Origin of the sequence: Paenibacillus sp. GCM10023252 (genome assembly GCF_042653305.1) — a bacterium.
GTDB lineage: Bacteria > Bacillota > Bacilli > Paenibacillales > Paenibacillaceae > Pristimantibacillus.
On record NZ_JBHSHW010000003.1, the window covers coordinates 120,992 to 136,480 of the forward strand.

At 53.3% G+C, this 15,489-nt stretch carries 12 protein-coding genes and 1 riboswitch; of the genes, 6 read left to right on the plus strand and 6 right to left on the minus strand.

The features are described from left to right. Nucleotides 1-13 precede the first annotated feature (13 nt). Nucleotides 14-364, plus strand: a complete 351-nt coding sequence (locus tag ACFO9Q_RS03195) for a DoxX family protein (protein WP_379178605.1) — start codon at nucleotides 14-16, stop codon at nucleotides 362-364. Nucleotides 365-420: 56 nt separating this feature from the next. Here ACFO9Q_RS03195 and ACFO9Q_RS03200 read toward each other — a convergent pair whose 3' ends face one another. Beyond that, nucleotides 421-2,331: a copper amine oxidase N-terminal domain-containing protein gene (locus ACFO9Q_RS03200; protein WP_379178607.1), complete on the minus strand. Its 1,911-nt coding sequence runs from the start codon at nucleotides 2,329-2,331 to the stop codon at nucleotides 421-423. 244 nt (nucleotides 2,332-2,575) lie between these two features. Between ACFO9Q_RS03200 and ACFO9Q_RS03205 the strand changes: the two genes are divergently transcribed. Both ACFO9Q_RS03205 and ACFO9Q_RS03210 read left to right on the plus strand, forming a co-directional pair. Continuing rightward, nucleotides 2,576-3,049 carry a 3D domain-containing protein gene (locus ACFO9Q_RS03205; RefSeq protein WP_379178609.1) on the plus strand — a complete coding sequence of 158 codons (474 nt, stop codon included), beginning with the start codon at nucleotides 2,576-2,578 and terminating at the stop codon, nucleotides 3,047-3,049. 142 nt (nucleotides 3,050-3,191) lie between these two features. Then, a riboswitch (purine riboswitch) is annotated at nucleotides 3,192-3,291 on the plus strand. 60 nt (nucleotides 3,292-3,351) lie between these two features. Then, nucleotides 3,352-4,650: an NCS2 family permease gene (locus ACFO9Q_RS03210; RefSeq protein WP_379178611.1), complete on the plus strand. Its 1,299-nt coding sequence runs from the start codon at nucleotides 3,352-3,354 to the stop codon at nucleotides 4,648-4,650. 413 nt (nucleotides 4,651-5,063) lie between these two features. On the opposite strand, the gene ACFO9Q_RS03215 is transcribed toward ACFO9Q_RS03210, so the two are convergent. After that, complete coding sequence (locus tag ACFO9Q_RS03215; protein WP_379178613.1) at nucleotides 5,064-7,274, minus strand: glycosyl hydrolase family 8; 2,211 nt, start codon at nucleotides 7,272-7,274, stop codon at nucleotides 5,064-5,066. Between the two features lie 261 nt (nucleotides 7,275-7,535). Next, a complete protein-coding gene (locus ACFO9Q_RS03220; RefSeq protein WP_379178615.1) occupies nucleotides 7,536-8,048 on the minus strand; it encodes an SRPBCC domain-containing protein in 513 nt (170 codons plus the stop codon). A 233-nt stretch (nucleotides 8,049-8,281) separates the two neighbouring features. On the opposite strand from ACFO9Q_RS03220, the gene ACFO9Q_RS03225 reads away from it, so the two are divergent. Continuing rightward, on the plus strand, nucleotides 8,282-8,923 hold the full coding sequence (locus ACFO9Q_RS03225) for a copper amine oxidase N-terminal domain-containing protein (RefSeq protein WP_379178617.1): 642 nt from the start codon (nucleotides 8,282-8,284) through the stop codon (nucleotides 8,921-8,923). A 94-nt stretch (nucleotides 8,924-9,017) separates the two neighbouring features. Here the strand turns inward: ACFO9Q_RS03225 and ACFO9Q_RS03230 are convergent, their stop codons facing one another. Further along, the gene (locus ACFO9Q_RS03230; RefSeq protein WP_379178619.1) at nucleotides 9,018-9,215 is read right to left on the minus strand and encodes a hypothetical protein; all 198 of its coding nucleotides are present in this window, start codon (nucleotides 9,213-9,215) and stop codon (nucleotides 9,018-9,020) included. 42 nt (nucleotides 9,216-9,257) lie between these two features. Further along, nucleotides 9,258-10,976 (minus strand): hypothetical protein, encoded by a 1,719-nt coding sequence (locus tag ACFO9Q_RS03235; protein ID WP_379178621.1) that lies wholly within the window; start codon nucleotides 10,974-10,976, stop codon nucleotides 9,258-9,260. A 169-nt stretch (nucleotides 10,977-11,145) separates the two neighbouring features. Here ACFO9Q_RS03235 and ACFO9Q_RS03240 point away from each other — a divergent pair, with 169 nt between their 5' ends. Beyond that, nucleotides 11,146-11,970, plus strand: coding sequence for a protein-glutamine gamma-glutamyltransferase (locus tag ACFO9Q_RS03240; protein ID WP_379178623.1), 825 nt, complete (start codon nucleotides 11,146-11,148; stop codon nucleotides 11,968-11,970). On the opposite strand, the gene ACFO9Q_RS03245 is transcribed toward ACFO9Q_RS03240, so the two are convergent. Beyond that, nucleotides 11,960-13,657: a PucR family transcriptional regulator gene (locus ACFO9Q_RS03245; protein WP_379178625.1), complete on the minus strand. Its 1,698-nt coding sequence runs from the start codon at nucleotides 13,655-13,657 to the stop codon at nucleotides 11,960-11,962. The two genes, ACFO9Q_RS03240 and ACFO9Q_RS03245, sit on opposite strands and share 11 nt — an antisense overlap. Before the next feature lie 222 nt (nucleotides 13,658-13,879). On the opposite strand from ACFO9Q_RS03245, the gene ggt reads away from it, so the two are divergent. Next, the gene (gene ggt, locus ACFO9Q_RS03250; protein ID WP_379178627.1) at nucleotides 13,880-15,481 is read left to right on the plus strand and encodes a gamma-glutamyltransferase; all 1,602 of its coding nucleotides are present in this window, start codon (nucleotides 13,880-13,882) and stop codon (nucleotides 15,479-15,481) included. Nucleotides 15,482-15,489 lie beyond the last annotated feature (8 nt).

Sequence of the window (15,489 nt, forward strand, 5' to 3'; positions counted from 1 at the left end):
AGAGGGGATCCATATGATTATTCTATTCACAATTTTGCAGAGCTTCCTGCTCGTCTCCATGGGCTTCGGCGGCGGCAGCAAGCTGGCGGGTGCGAAGAGCTTCGTTGACATGTTCGAGGAGATGAAGCTGCCGCAATGGTTCCGAGTGGTGACTGGAATCGTTCAATTAGCTGGCGCAGTCGGACTCGTCGTTGGATACTGGAATGCGATAGTGGCTGTATGGGCAGCCATCTGGATTGGGGTTACGATGCTCGTAGCTGTCCTTCTTCACTTCAGAGTGAAGGACCCTATTGGCAAGTCGGTACCGGCTATCATTATTACGTTGATTGCTGCGGCTCTAGTTGTTGTGTATCAAGCATTATGATAAAAAAAGAAGGAGAGCCTCCTGTATAGCGGGCTCTCCTTCTCTTCGTATGAATGTCACTGCCAATGCTTCACTTCCCAGTTCAGCTGAGCCTGGAGGCGATGCTTCTTAAGCTCAGCCTCTGGCAGGGCTGGCGGAGTGGTGCCGTCCGTTACCGTGTCAATAAGGACAAGTCGGGACGGGGCATTCCAGCCTACCTTGCCGCCCAGCGCTTCAGCTGCGAAGCGAAGCGGGACGTAGGTGCGGCCATTGGTCAACTGGGCCGGCACGCTTAGCGGGTAGGCCTTCCCATTAATGATCGCGGTCTTGCTGCCAATGGTAAGCACGATGTTATTGCTATCGGCCGATGCGGTTACCTTGCGGCTCTTGGCATCCCAAGTGAAGGTCGCGCCAAGGCTCTGCAGCAGCTCGCGGAATGGCATGAGCGTAGAGCCATTCTGGAGTATAGGCTCATCCTGGAGGTTCAGCAGCTTGCCGTTCAACACCACCGCGGCCTTATACATAATCCGCTTCGGCGAGGAGATGATATCGTTCAGCCAGTCGCTTGCTGGCGGGATGGGCTTGGTTACAGGTTCGGCTAGGTAGTTCCACCACTTCACTTGGTAGGCATCGAGGTAAGGAGGCTGGCCGGTGTAAAATAGCGGGGTATCAGGTTTAATTGCAATTCTATAGACCAGCCTTATCCCATCCTTCCCCCCATCTTCGTATCGAAGATCAATATCATACATAGAGAGAAGCAAGCGCTTGGCTCTCTCTTGAGAGATAGCTGGCTTGGCAGACACAGGGATAGTTCGTTTATTCAAGTAAGGTGAGAAACTTAAAAGCTTCCCTGTCACCGCATCAACCATCATGTCGACATATTCATAGGATATGAGAATTCCATCCGCTATTCGGACATATCGGAAATTATAGTAATTAGAATAATTGCCCTTATTAAATACCAAATAGGATGATTCCATCGACAATTGTGTATCGTAACCAGGCAGCTTCTGCTGGAGGTAGTGGAGCGCATTATTGCGAGCCGTCTTCTCGTCAATGGCAGGTTTGGTAACGAGCAAGTATTGCTCTTGGGTAAGGGAAGTATTTTTAAGCACGAGCTTACCGATAGGCTTTCCTAGAGGTTCTCTGCGCTCCGGCTTAGGCTTATACTCGCCAATCCATGTCCCGGTAATGGCATCAATACTACGATCTCTAAGAGATTCTAACGACCACACAAGTGGTGGAGTTAAGTTCTGCTCCATAACAGCCGAGTAGAACAGCTCTGGCTTCACCTGATCGAATACATAATTCCTGACTTGCTCTAACGGGACGGGTTTCACTTGACTCGGAGCCTTAACTTCAGACCATGAGGCGTAATAGCCTTCTAGCTTCCCTGTTACTCGGTCCACATATCCGGTAAAAAGAGGCTGATAAAAATCATAACGAATCCCATTCAAAGTTTTACTAATCTTAATTTTATGTAGGGATTGGTCTTCAAATCGGGTTTCATACTCAGTCTCCGGATTGGAATCGATTGTCCGCTCCAAGGAAGTAAGCCAAAGCTGCTCGTCCATGAACTCTTCTACGATAGTTGTTGCCTCTGCCTTGCTGACCTTCTCATTCTTAATGTCGAACACCTGTTGAGCCTGCCGCTTGTCCCACTTCTTGTCCACGTAGAACCAAGCTAGAGCACCATCGTCCTTTTTTACATTAACTTGTCCTTGATATATCAGCTCTTGTGCAGTATTCTTCTCCGCAGAAGCGAACGACACCTTCCATCCGACCCCGATGGCCTCCACCTTCGTCACCTTCGATCCATCCAGCAGGAAGCCAAGCTCCTTCACACGGGCAATCGCCTCATCCTTGTTCGCAATGATACTCTCCTTGTTGGCGGCGTCACCCCCAACAGCTGTTTCCGCGGACACAACGTGAGCCCCGCCTCCGCCGACCGCGATGATCATGACCATAAGCAGCTTTATCAGCTTCATCTGATTCCTCCTAATAAGGATATTTTTTCCTATGCTATGTAGACGCAGATAGATGACTAAGGTTGCGATTCTGCCCCAGTATATCGGCCTCACCTTATCCGTCTCTCACGGCTAGGAAGTTTAACTTCATTGGAATAGGTGTAATAGTTCTAGATACGCTTGCGGCGTGTGGACCCCGTTGATTCTGCACGAGGGTCGTTATCCGTAATCGAAAGGGACGATTCCTATTACAGAGATCATACTTATGTTCTTCTACCTATTCATGCATCCGAACGAGCCAGCTACTCCTCCTTATAAGGCGGCACTGCCCCATGTGGCCGCTGCCGCGATGACAGATTCGAAGCAGGCCCCGATTGTCCTGAGAAGGAATAATTCGGCTAACCTTAAGCCTGTACAACTAGCGAGTAAGCCAGCTGCACCGAAGCAGCATACATTCGTAGTAACTGCCTATTCCCTCGGGGACGGCTATACGCCCAGCCATGGGATAACCGCTAGCGGTGAGCGGGTGAGAGAGGGACGAACGCTTGCCTGCCCGAAGTCGATGCCATTCGGCACGAAGGTGTACCTGCCTAAGCTTAAGCATACCTATACCTGCACGGACCGAGGCGGGGCTATTAAGGGTAAGCGCCTGGATATCTATATGGAAGAGATAAGCGAAGCCTTAGTGTTCGGCCGGCAATCCTTGCAGGTCGAGATCATACACGGGTCCAAGAATTAATTTCACCAATAGCTTTGACCTTCTTGAAAAGCGAACATTTATTATTATTTTTCATATAAAGTTCGCCTATAACCCGATTTTTCTAACCAAATGCATTGACATGCCGCCATTCTTCGCTTATTCTAGCTAAGGTCAACCAATTAACCACATCAACTATTCACTTCGTATATCCTCAAGAATACGGTTTGAGGGTCTCTACTAGGAGCCAAAGAATCCTAACTACGAATATAGGACACGTGTATCTACACATCCTATGGGGTAGTTGGGATTTTTTACACTCAGGTAGATGGAGGCAGGGCATTATGGATAAGTTATTCAAGCTAACCGAACGGGGGACGACGGTCCCTAGAGAGATTATGGCGGGAGTCACGACGTTCCTCACGATGGTCTACATTGTCATTGTGAATCCAGGCATTCTGAGCGAGGCGGGCATGGACTTTCATGGCGTGTTCATCGCGACTGTGCTGGCCAGTATATTAGCTACCTTGATTATGGGGCTGGGGGCGAACTATCCGATCGTCATCGCACCGGGGATGGGGCTTAATGCGTACTTCGCGTTCAGCGTCGTCGGCGGAACCGGCGTCACATGGCAGACCGCGCTTGGAGCGGTGTTCGTTGCAGGCGTGCTGTTCGTGCTCCTATCTCTAACATCCTTCCGCTACATGCTTCTGGATGCCATCCCTACTTCCCTCAAGCACGCGATTACCGCGGGCATTGGCTTGTTCATTACCTTCATCGGTCTGCAAAATGCGAAAATCATCGTCGCTTCCCCCTCTACGCTGCTCACGCTGGGCAAGCTGTACGAGCCGATGACGGCGCTGACGATTATCGGACTCATTATCTCTCTCATCCTCATGGCTTATCGCGTGCGAGGCTACCTATTCGTAGGGATGCTGATTACCGCGGTGCTTGCCCTGCTGATGGGGGAGATGAAGCTGCCGGAGACGTTCATCTCGCTGCCGACCGGCCTTGCCTCTACCGCCTTCCAGATGGATATTGGCGGCGTGTTCTCGAACGGGCTGTATGCGGTGATCTTCACCTTCCTGCTCATTACCTTGTTCGATACGACGGGGACGATGCTGGGGGTGGCGGAGCAGGCGGGCCTGCTGAAGGACGGCAAGTTCCCGCGCTCCCGCGGGGCGCTGCTGGCTGATGCAGTAGGAACGACGACGGGTGCGGTGCTTGGAACGAGTCCAACCTCTGCTTACATTGAATCGAGTGCAGGGGTAGCGGTTGGCGGACGGACAGGGCTGACGGCGGTGACGGTAAGTGCGCTCCTGGCGCTGACGCTGTTCTTCTCTCCGGTCGTATCGGTGCTTGCCAGCATTCCGGCCATTACGGCTCCGTCGCTGATTATTGTAGGATTCTTGATGATCAATGTCCTTCGCAAGATCGACTGGAACGACCTCGAGGTCGCCTTCCCCGCGTTCCTCATCGTCGTGCTTATGCCGCTGACGTACAGCATCGCAACGGGCATCGGCATTGGCTTCATCGTGTATCCGGTGCTGAAGGTCGTCCGCGGCAAGTGGCGGGATGTCCACCCGATCTTCTATCTGTTCGCCGTGCTGTTCTTCCTTCAGATTGTGTTCTTTAGTCACTGAAGTTATATTGAGAAGAAATAACATGTTCGGACACGGAAGAACCGTGCTGACAGAGTGGACCTTACGAAGGGTCTGTTCTGTCCGGCGCGTTTTTTTCTGTTGTACCGTTGAGGAGGAGAATGAGATGTACGCACCAGTAACACCCCGATGGAATCAAGAAGGATCTAGCAGCCTATGAGCCGGAACTTAAGGTATTGCTGCAGGATCTGTGGGGGCCAATCGTTAACTATGACTTCACGGAGTTGAGGGGAGGCTGCCCTATACCGACGAAGAACTTAGGATATGCGATGGTGGTGCATACAACAGGACAATCAGCATGTATCGAGATATAAACTTGAAAACTCCCTCAAGGTCATATGACCTCGAGGGAGAGACTTACTTTCAACCTTCAGCAATTATAAGCACAGTTACACTTACGTCGTTTCTATTTCTTGCGTCTTTGTGTCATAAATGTAGCTTTCCTGCGTATTGCCTGCCGAGTCTTTTGCTATCACCTTAATGGAATATTCCGTATTGGACTGCAGGTTCGTCAAGGTGAACGCTGTGCTCGTAATTGGTTGTGCATTGACCTTCTGAGAGCCAATATACACATCGTAAGTTACTGTTCCAGATGGATTATCATCTGTTGATGCATTCCAAGCAAGTGCGATGCTGGTATAGGACGTGCTAGTTGCCCTCACATAGGAAGGTCTTGACGGCTTCGTGGTATCCGTTGTTGTCGTTGACGTTGTGAATACATCACTTGTAGAGGAATTACCTGTTTTATCTATTGCGACAATTTTGAAGTTGTACGCTGTCGCTGGCTGCAGATTTTTTATAACAAAGTCGCCTGGGTAATAGACCTTTGCCGTATTGACCTTGACGTCATTCATATACACATCATAAGCGATATCATTAATCGTATCGTTGTCTGCAGGTCGGCTCCACTTAAGTGTAATGCTCGTTAAGGACCTGGCTTGAGCCGTTATTCCAGTCGTCTTCGGCGGCGCGGTCGCATCTGCTGCAGTCGTGCCTATGATCTGGTTACTGGACGTACGGTTGCCTGCTAGATCTCTTGCTCTCACCGTATACGTATGAGATGTTCCAGGGCTCAAGTATTCCAGCTTAAAGGTTGTCGCAGATGTTACAACGAAGAGCTTGCCATCTCTCATGACTTCGTACACGACTTGTCCTTGATTATCGGTTGCTGCACTCCATGTTAGCTGCAGCGTGTTCAGTGTCGGATTCGTAGCCGTTACATTCGTAGGCTGCGTTGGTGGTATTGTGTCCGTCACTGGAAGCGGTACAGGCAAGGTGTTGTTCGGATAAGGAGCATAATCGTACAGGTTAGGCATGTTGCCAGTCAGCACCAGCATGCTCATCATCATCACCGCATCCTGATAATAGCCGCCCGGCCAATCTGAGGTTGGCTCCAGATTGCGTAAGTAATTGTACAAGAGATCGAGTGATGCTTGATTGGATGAGTCAACCATAGCTGCAACGGCCATCGGTCCAACCATATTACGAGGTGAAGGAGAAGCAGTTCTGACCGTACCGTCAATGTTATATGTCATTGCAACTGTAGCGGGGTTGCCGTTAATGGCCGTCATGAACCACTTGACATTGCGGTCTGGGAAGTCATGGGCTAGAGTATCGTTGGAAGTGCCGTTCCACAGGAAGTCTTGACCTACTCGCCATGGCAGGCGGCTTGGATCGAAGCCGTAGCTTGTTGAGTTCGAATCCGGTCCACTCGGACCTGTATAGGTAGGAACACCTGTTGATGACAACACCCATTTATAGGGAACCAACCCGGTTTGAGGATTCAAGTTGTAGAAGTGATTGAACATGCCGTACGCGGCATCCTCGGCTTTCTCCCAACGTTGATCTCCTGTTATTTCACCGAACAAGTTGAACCAGCCCGGAATTTCATAGGAGCTGATGACGGATGTAATCGCTGCTTGGCTCTGCTTCACGATATAAGACGGCTTATAGATCAGGAATTCCATAATATCTTTAATAATGAGTTTTGCTTCTTCCAGGTAATTAATCGCTCCGTCGCTGCCCCACTGTTTATGAGCCATTAAGAGGGAGATCGCAACGTCCAGATCCCCGTCTGGAGCGGAGTATGGATCGATGCTGTTGCCATCCTTGTCTATCTTCCAGCCCATGAAGTTATAACCCGGGGAGAGCCCGCGCTTGTAGTAGTGGAACAACCCGTCGAAGTCGCTTCGGGCGCTGTTGTTAGGATTCGCCATATAGACACTGATGAGCATGGCGAACCCCATGCCTTCCGAGCAGGTGCCGTTCTTATAGGTGGAATCATAGGAGCGAATACGGACTTCTCCCGGTTGTGTGCCTTCGGTTGTGATATACAAGTCATGCCACTTGGTATACATGTTCAGCATGTCCCGATTAAGCGTATCGCGACTCAAGCTGGGCATAATGCCATGCGGATACGATACGTTATGAGGGAATGGGTACTGCTCGCTGCCAGAGGACAGGTTAGTACTTACAGCAGCCGAAGCATTGGCTGACACGCTCGGAGTATGGTGTCCGTATGAAGCAGATGTTAGAACGATGGCGGTCACGACGGAGCAAGCCATCCATTTTGACACTTTCGTGAACTTCGATTTTGTAGTTAGCATTGATACAACTCCTTTTAGCGATTTTTATGATGACTGCTATTACGTAACGGAGCTCTCCCTTCTCATTAAAATAGAAGCGCTTACATTTATCACTCATCCAACATACCCCATTTCTCGTTTATCCGAATATAATATAGTTTTAAGATTCAAGTAGTTCTTTTAAGATGTTTGGTTTATAGTGAGTCAGCTCAGATAGTCATATAAAAAGCACCCCGTCTATACATCTTAGGGGTGCTCACGTTCATGATCGATTACTTAATCTTAACCCTGCTTAGCAGCCAGGTACTCCGACAGGCGGTCCCAAGTCTCGGTGATGCCTTGCTCCATGCCCATATCGATAACCTGCTGGAGAGCTTCCTTCGAGTCATACTCGGAGCGGCTGACTAGCTTCGTCTGACCGTCGTGCTCGAGGAATAGCATGGACACCTTCGTAGCCGGAAGGTCTGCGTTGACCGTGCCTTCAGCATCGGAGAAGTAATCGGTGTAGTCAATCTTCTCAGCTTGAACGATCTCTTGGTAGATGCCCTTGCCCCATGACTCATAGCCGAAGAAGTCGCCTTGGCCCTCATCCACACACTTCATACAGTAATGCCAGATGCCGCCTGGGCGGAAGTCGACGTTGCAGATGGTAAGCTCCCAGCCGCGCGGCCCCCACCAATGCTTAAGATGCTCGGCTTCAGAGAATACTTGGAAGACAAGCTCGCGCGGCGCTTGGAACACACGCTCCAGAATTAGGGTCTGTCCTTCGATACGGGATACCATGGAAGTAGACATAATAACATTCCTCCTCGATAGGTTGGGTTAGGCTGCTTCATTTCTGAGTAAAATATACCACTACGAGAATATTCCTGTCAAGGAATATAAATAATAATGTTTTGCTAAGATGTTTTGAGGAGGGCAGAGTCGGTAGGGGTGACCTGGCTTGCAACTTTTCACAGTGAATGTGAGTCATAGATACGAGACAGCATCACCATAAGCTAATCCACACCAACAAAGGAGCTAACCCGATGAACAAGGATACATGGAAAGGCCTGGTCGCAGGCGCAGTGGGCACCGCGATGTTAATGGCAGCAGGATCCGCTCTAGCTGCACCCGTCACGCAAAAAATCAATGCCGTCTACAGAGACATCAAGGTCATCATCCATGGGGAGCAGGCGGCTATGCCGACGGTGAACGGGAAGAAGGTGGAGCCCTTCATCAACAATGGGACGACCTATCTGCCCTTAAGAGCCGTAGCCGAGGCACTCCACTATGACGTCACTTGGGACGAGCAGAACAATCAGATCAGCATTAAGGATAAGAATCGGTATGAAGTTGCTGGGATTGATGATCCGAAGGCATTCGAAGCCTTCTACTCCGAGGTGCAGAAGCTGGTCGCGGCGGGAGAGAAGAGCAAGGTGGCAGACTACGTCAAGTATCCGCTAAGTGTGTACAAGGACGGCAAGGCAACGGTCTATGAGACGAAGGAGCAGTTCATCGCAGGCTACGACGACATTATGACGGACAAGGTGAAGCAGGCGCTAGCCGGTCAGAAGGCCGAAGACACATTCGTGAACTACAAGGGTGTCATGGTCGGCGACGGCGAGATCTGGTTCAATGTATCGCCATCGGGCCCGCATAAGTTCTACATCTACAGCATTAATCATTAACATGGTTGAAAAAGGGCTGTCCAGTCGATTTTCCGACTCGAGGACAGCCCTTGCTTGGTGTTGGCCTTAAGTACCAAACAAATGGGTAGAAAATCTATTTTTTTTGTAGACTTAACTTAATCAAGGAATATGTAGCATACAGCATCATTAGATATCCGACTAAACCTAATAAATAATCCATAATCGCACCCAACTCTCGAGTTATATCAATAGAGAGAACTATAGGAGTAGGTGAAGAGATCAAAAGGTATCCGACAATAAAAATCGCTAAAAGCAAAACAATTCTTTCCATAAGGGTACTCCTCCAAGTGAAAAATAGGTCTCAACCTGAACTCTATCGACGATAGCTCTCCCAATCTATCAGCCTTCCATTCACCCGTGCATCAGCCGATAGGGCTCCATACACAGCACCAGAGGTGCGCAAATGAAGCTTGTTCCCACGAAGACTAGTGTACTCCACTTCTACACCGGCAGCCCCGTCAACCTGCTGGAACACAGCAGGCGCCTTCCGGCTAGCCGCTGCGAATGCTTCCAGACTATCCACACCAAGTGCAGCCGCTTCCTCTGCGTGCAGCACCTCCACGACAACGCCGCCCGCTATACCCCGGCTGCTCACGAGCAGACCTCCAGCTTGCACCTTCACTTCATAGGGCAGCATCAGCTGCACGGACCAATACACCCCGCCCGCGAAGCCGTACAGCGCTCGCTCCTCATATTGCCAGTCGCCAAGCGGCAGGATGCCGCGAATCTCACCTTCGCTAGGCAGCGGGTACAGCGCCATCACGACATTCTCGTGCAGCAGCACCTCACAGTACTCGCTCTGATGGCGAGGATCGCCGTCCCATGAACCGTCGCCCGGGTTGAAGAAGTACCCCTGATTGCCAGATCCGCTCACCACGGCATCCAGAGGCAGCGTAATGTCCCAGCGATGCTGCTCATTATCGAACTCGGCTGCCCGCTCCCACATGCCGCCAACCGCATAGTGCTCCGTTATATACACATAACTGTGATGAGGGGAGCCAAGCAGCCCATCACCCGCCAGCCGAGGCACGAGCTTCTTCACTTCCACAGGCACCACCTCACGGCTGAGCGCCTTGCGGCGAGCAAGCTCCGGCGCTTCATAGAAGAGGAAGCCGGCATATTCCGTCCGCGGCATGGCAGCCGGCAGAGCGAAGTTGCCGAATTGCACATAATCCAGCAGGACGTTCGCATCCCGCGGAATATCATGCCCTTGGCCGCGGGAGTGAGGGCCAGCCCATGCTCCTCCCAGATAATAGTCGGAGCGTTCCTCCCACAGGAGATCCAGCAGCTCAGCTAACACAGCGCGCAGCTCTGACCCTTCCTCGGCCAGCTCCCATGCGCAGGTATAAGCCTGCACCCAATGCCAGAACCAAGGCAGCGAGCCATATTCCAGCATGCCATTCTCCTTCGTGAAGGCCAGCGTAGCGCGCAAGCTCTGCAGCCCGTCCTCCAGCAGCTCGGCATCCGCATACAACTGCCCATAGATGAGCTTCGCTGCGGTATACTTCGCTTCATGGTGATTGTACTGCTTGAGCGGCTTCCGGTAGTAGCCGCTCTTGTAGGCGTGATGAAGCGCGGTCTCGAAGGCGGAGCGGAGAGTCTCGTCCATTACAGCTCCATATTGCTTGTACAGGTAGACCATTAACAGCCCCATCAGCTCGACGGGGAGCGTGTTGTAAGGTGCTTCCGCAAGAGATGGCTCCAGGCGCAGCGGCCAGTGGCCGTAGGTGCTGCTCTCCGGGTTAACGTCCTGCAGGCGAAGCACCTCTAGCAGAATAGAGGAGGCAGCTCTCTTCGCTGCCTCGCGGTCCTCGCTGATAGAGGGCGAAGGTTCATCTTGCAGAGCGGCGGCAGCCAGCAGATAAGAGGCGTAGTAGAAGTTGTCGCGGATGTCATGATGGAACCACAGCTTGGAATCTAGCAGCGGCAGCTGGACAGCTGCTGCCGCGATTCGGTTCACTACTTCCTGTCGACGAAGATGATAGTCTGCCGGCATTGAAGATATGGAAGGCTTGGAAGGCAGGTTAGGCATGAGAGAGAGACACTCCTTTGGTTTAGGTATGATTTTCCATTGCTATTAGCTAGCTTCTATTCTATCGCTTAACCGCGCTGCTGCCTACAGCCCGGAAGCACCAACCAGCACCGCCTCACGTACAATGACCTATAGCCTCGCACCTTATGCCTATAACGGAGGAATGACCGTGATACTCATAGCAGGCAGTGATGCCGCGCAGCAGCTCGGGCAGCTGTCCCTAAGTCCGCTCGCCAGACAGATTCTCATGGATAAGCAGCAGAGCCCGTTCGTCTACAACTTCCCGTCCGTGGATGCGCTCCTATTCGAGCTCAACATGCGCAGCCATATCGTATCCGCCGCTCAGGCATTGAACGAGAGCGGAGCCACCTTCGCCAACTATCGGGAGTCCCGCGCTAACCCTAGATACTGGATTACCGAGCGCAATGGCGGCTTCCAGATGCGGCCCGACGTCACTGCGGCGGATGCCATCAATGACTTCTTCCGCAGCGGTCCGATGTATGCCTTCGAATGCTCGGCGGCCGTACTCATCGTCCTGTACAAGGCCGTCCTCGATTCCATTGGACCTGCGATGTTCAATCGGTATTATAGCAATATCTATCTCTACGATTGGAATTATGACAACGATCTTCGCCTGATCTCCACCGACCGCAATCCGCAGAACTTCCCCGGCGACATCCTGTACTTCCGCAATCCCGACCACCATCCGGCCGGTCCTGAGTGGCAGGGGGAGAACGTCATCGACATGGGAGGCGGCTACTACTACGGTCATGGCATTGGCATTACGACAGCACGGGACATTATAGCTAAGCTCAATGAGATGAGGTTCCCCGGCAGCCGCAGATCGGCGTACTTGACCAGGCAGGTCGTCTATCCGGACTTCGAATACTTGCGCCAGCTGTCGATGGGTGTGGGCGGGACCGGCACGAGGAAGATATACGCAACCCAAGATAGTGCCATTGCAGCCATCGGTTCGAAAATCTTCATCCGCTAACACCCGGCATCCCCGTCATAAGCAGAGCCAGACGAATGCGGAGGGAGATGGCCGGGGCATGAAGCTCCTGGCCGAACAGCTGCCGGCACTTGTCGAGCCGGTAGATGACGGTGTTGCGGTGCAGGAACAGCTGCTTCGAAGCGGCTGCAATGCTGCATTGCTGGTCGTAATACGCCTGCAGCGTGCGCAGCAGCTCGGCGCGTTCCTTCGGCTCCAGGACTTCGAGCGGGAGGAACGTATCCGACACGAAGGTGTGCAATTCCGCCGGGCTGATTAACCGGAACAGGTCGGTCAGCTCCCTCCCGTGATACGGCTGGGCGAATCGGCGCTTGCCGGCTTGGTAGCCGAATTCCAGCGCTTCGGCTGCTTCGCGGCAGGTAAGAGGGATGTCGAGCAGCTGCTCGACCTGCTTGCCGATTCCGAAGGAGATGCTGAGCCCGTGCAGCCGATACACCTCCTCTCCTATGGAGAGCAGTGTCTCGGAGAGCGAATGCCCGGATATCGGCGGGTCGAGGAGCAGGAGGATGACGGAATGGTTCTTGACGAAGCGGATACAAGGCAAGCCGTGCTTCTCCAAGGCAGGCTTCATCAGATCGTACAGCAGCTCCCGCTCGGAGAGCCGGTACTCCTCGCTGCGATGGCGGAGCGAGGCGGCAGCGGTGCCGTTAGAGGCAGAGCTGGCGGCCAGCTCGCCTGCAGGGCCGGCACCGGCAGGGGCGGGGTCTTCGCGTACGGTGACGCAGACGATCTCCTCGCTCCCGGTCAGGCCGTAGCGCCGTCCCTGATGGAGCAGCTCATGCTCCGAGGTGAAGACGCCTTCGGTCAGATTGGAGAAGTACTCATTCTTATATCGCCGGGAGCGCTCGCGGACGGCCTGCCGCTTCAGCATCTCGAAGCGGATGACATTAACAGCCTGCTCGACGGCTAGCAGCGGCAGGCTCTGCTCGTCCGCGTCCAGGGAGAAGGCGAGGAGGACGCCGTGCAATTGTATGGAATGAATCGGATAGACGAGCAGTGAGCTTCCTCTTAGCATTGGAGGGACAAGCAGTCCCAAGGTGAAGGGAGAGGGGGATGGATAGTGAAGCGGCAGCAGGTCCGTCAGGTGCTGCTTCATGCCCCTCAGCGGCTCGCTGCTGAAGTGGACAGACTCGGCTACCGGCGACAGCTTCGTGTCGAGCAGCAGGACGGGCTGGCCTAGCAGCTCGGACAGCGACTGTGTCATCTCGGGCAGACCCTGGCCGCGCAGGACGAGGCTTGTGAATTGACCATGAATATCAAGTGCGAATCGCAGCTCCTCGGTCTTCTGCTCCAGTATGACCGTCAGAGACTGATGGACAGTATCCCCGAGTGACTGCTGTCTTGCTGTCAGTTCAATAATAGGGAAGGAGAGGCGGTCGGCCTCTGCCATGACGATGTCTGGAATGGCATGGATGAATCGATTCGTCTTCACAGCGAGACCCGCGCAGCCAATCTCATCCATGGCACAGATGAGGGCAAGCATGGCCTGGGGGTCATCTCTTAGGAAGTAAGCATTCGTGAGCAGCAGCTCGCTGGGCTTCACGAATTCAATAATATCAGGTGCATCCATAATGTTCACGGATTGGACAACCCGTCCCAGCCCTTCTCTGCCAGCTGCAACGCGACAGCCTGTATAGGCAGGTATTTGCAGCAATTCCCCGATGTTCATGATCTGCCTCCTCCCACCTATTGCGTCATGTTAAGTGACATTAATTAGTGTAACTCGTATCATTTCCTGAAGTAAAGAGCTGTGTATGTTTAGGTTAACTAACATAGTCTGCTTTTTTCATACATAATGACTAATGACAATTACGCATCCCGGCTCTATGATGAGACTATTAGATCAAGATTGTTAGATATACTCACATTAACCGGATGAAGGAGTAGGCCTATGCACAATATTATGCCGCTCGGCTATCAAGCGATGGTCACTTCCCCTCACCATACAGCCAGTGCGGTTGGAAGCGCGATTCTGCAGCAGGGTGGGAATGCCTTCGACGCGGCGGTCGCCGTCAGCGCCGTGCTCGGCGTGGTCTATCCGCATATGACGGGCCTGGGCGGAGACAGCTTCTTCCTCCTCTACCCGGCACATGAACATAGGGTCATTGGGTATAACGGGAGCGGGAGAGCAGGCCGGAACGCTTCACAAGCTCATTACGAGGACAGAGGGCTGACGACGATCCCGGATCGTGGGATGGCCAGTGTGCTGACCGTGCCAGGGATGGTCGACGCCTGGTGGAACGTATGGAGCCGCTATGGCAAGCTTCCGTGGAAGCAACTACTCGAACCGGCTATACAGTATGCCGAGCAAGGCTTCCCCATTACGCGGAATCTGCATTATTGGATGATGAAGGACGAGACTCTGCTGCGTGCGGATGCCGGTCTGCTGGCAATCTGTACGAATGCGGAAGGCCGGCTGCTGGAGGAAGGCGAGCGGCTCATCCAGCCGCAGCTTGCGGAGACGCTTAGACTGATCGCGGATGGCGGGAGGGATGTTCTCTACACAGGGTCCATTGCCCTCTCCCTTGCGCATTCGGTTCAGCAGGCCGGCGGTCTGCTCACTGAAGAGGACTTCGCCGAGCATCGGGGGGAATGGGTGCAGCCTATCTCTACGAGGTACCGGGGGGCGGATGTCTATCAGATGCCTCCGAACTCGCAGGGCTTCTCGGTACTCATGATGCTGAACATTCTGGAGCATAAGAAGCTTCATGAGGTATCTCGGCATTCCGCCGAGTTCTACCACTTGGCAGCGGAAGCGGTGAAGGCCGCCTTCCGTTATCGGGACCGCTATCTGTCCGATCCGGCCTTCGTGCAGATTCCGGTGGGGGAGCTGATCAGCAAGCCGCTTGGGGCAGCGCTGTTCAAGGAGCCATCCTTCCATGCCTACCAGGCGGGAGCCTTCGAGTCCATGGCAATGGGGCAGGATACAGCCTATGCAGCGGTGGTGGATCAGGAAGGCAATGCGGTGTCGTTCATTCAGAGCCTGTACTATGACTTCGGCTCGGGCTGTACGGCAGGGGATACGGGCATTATTCTGCAGAATCGAGGATCATTCTTCTCCCTGCAGCCGGGCCATCCGAATGCCCTCATGCCTGGCAAGCGCAGCTTCCATACGCTCATGCCCGGCATGGTGCTGCGGGGCGGCAAGCCGTGCCTGCTGGCAGGAACGCAAGGGGGCGAAGGGCAGCCGCAGACGACGCTGTCGCTGCTGACCGGCGTGCTTGATTACGGCTGCAATATACAGGAGGCGATTGCTCTGCCTCGCTGGGTGTACGGCCGAACGTGGGGAGAGGACAGCGATACGCTGAAGCTGGAGAACCGGGCGCTCGATCCCGGAGCAGCTGGGCAGCTGCAGTCATGGGGGCATCAAGTGGAGCTGCTGCCTGCATGGAGCAGCGCAGTAGGGCAAGCGCAAGGCATACAGATTAGTCCGGATGGCGTGCTCGGCGGCGCGGCCGATCCGAGAGGCGACGGCCTTGCCATTGGATGGTAGCACATGAG

Bases quoted from the DNA above. Each gene is read 5' to 3' on its own strand.
- ACFO9Q_RS03195 (WP_379178605.1), top strand. From the start codon at position 14: ATGATTATTCTATTCACAATTTTGCAGAGCTTCCTGCTCGTCTCCATG.
- ACFO9Q_RS03200 (WP_379178607.1), bottom strand. From the start codon at position 2,331: ATGAAGCTGATAAAGCTGCTTATGGTCATGATCATCGCGGTCGGCGGA.
- ACFO9Q_RS03205 (WP_379178609.1), top strand. From the start codon at position 2,576: ATGTTCTTCTACCTATTCATGCATCCGAACGAGCCAGCTACTCCTCCT.
- ACFO9Q_RS03210 (WP_379178611.1), top strand. From the start codon at position 3,352: ATGGATAAGTTATTCAAGCTAACCGAACGGGGGACGACGGTCCCTAGA.
- ACFO9Q_RS03215 (WP_379178613.1), bottom strand. From the start codon at position 7,274: ATGCTAACTACAAAATCGAAGTTCACGAAAGTGTCAAAATGGATGGCT.
- ACFO9Q_RS03220 (WP_379178615.1), bottom strand. From the start codon at position 8,048: ATGTCTACTTCCATGGTATCCCGTATCGAAGGACAGACCCTAATTCTG.
- ACFO9Q_RS03225 (WP_379178617.1), top strand. From the start codon at position 8,282: ATGAACAAGGATACATGGAAAGGCCTGGTCGCAGGCGCAGTGGGCACC.
- ACFO9Q_RS03230 (WP_379178619.1), bottom strand. From the start codon at position 9,215: ATGGAAAGAATTGTTTTGCTTTTAGCGATTTTTATTGTCGGATACCTT.
- ACFO9Q_RS03235 (WP_379178621.1), bottom strand. From the start codon at position 10,976: ATGCCTAACCTGCCTTCCAAGCCTTCCATATCTTCAATGCCGGCAGAC.
- ACFO9Q_RS03245 (WP_379178625.1), bottom strand. From the start codon at position 13,657: ATGAACATCGGGGAATTGCTGCAAATACCTGCCTATACAGGCTGTCGC.
- ggt (WP_379178627.1), top strand. From the start codon at position 13,880: ATGCACAATATTATGCCGCTCGGCTATCAAGCGATGGTCACTTCCCCT.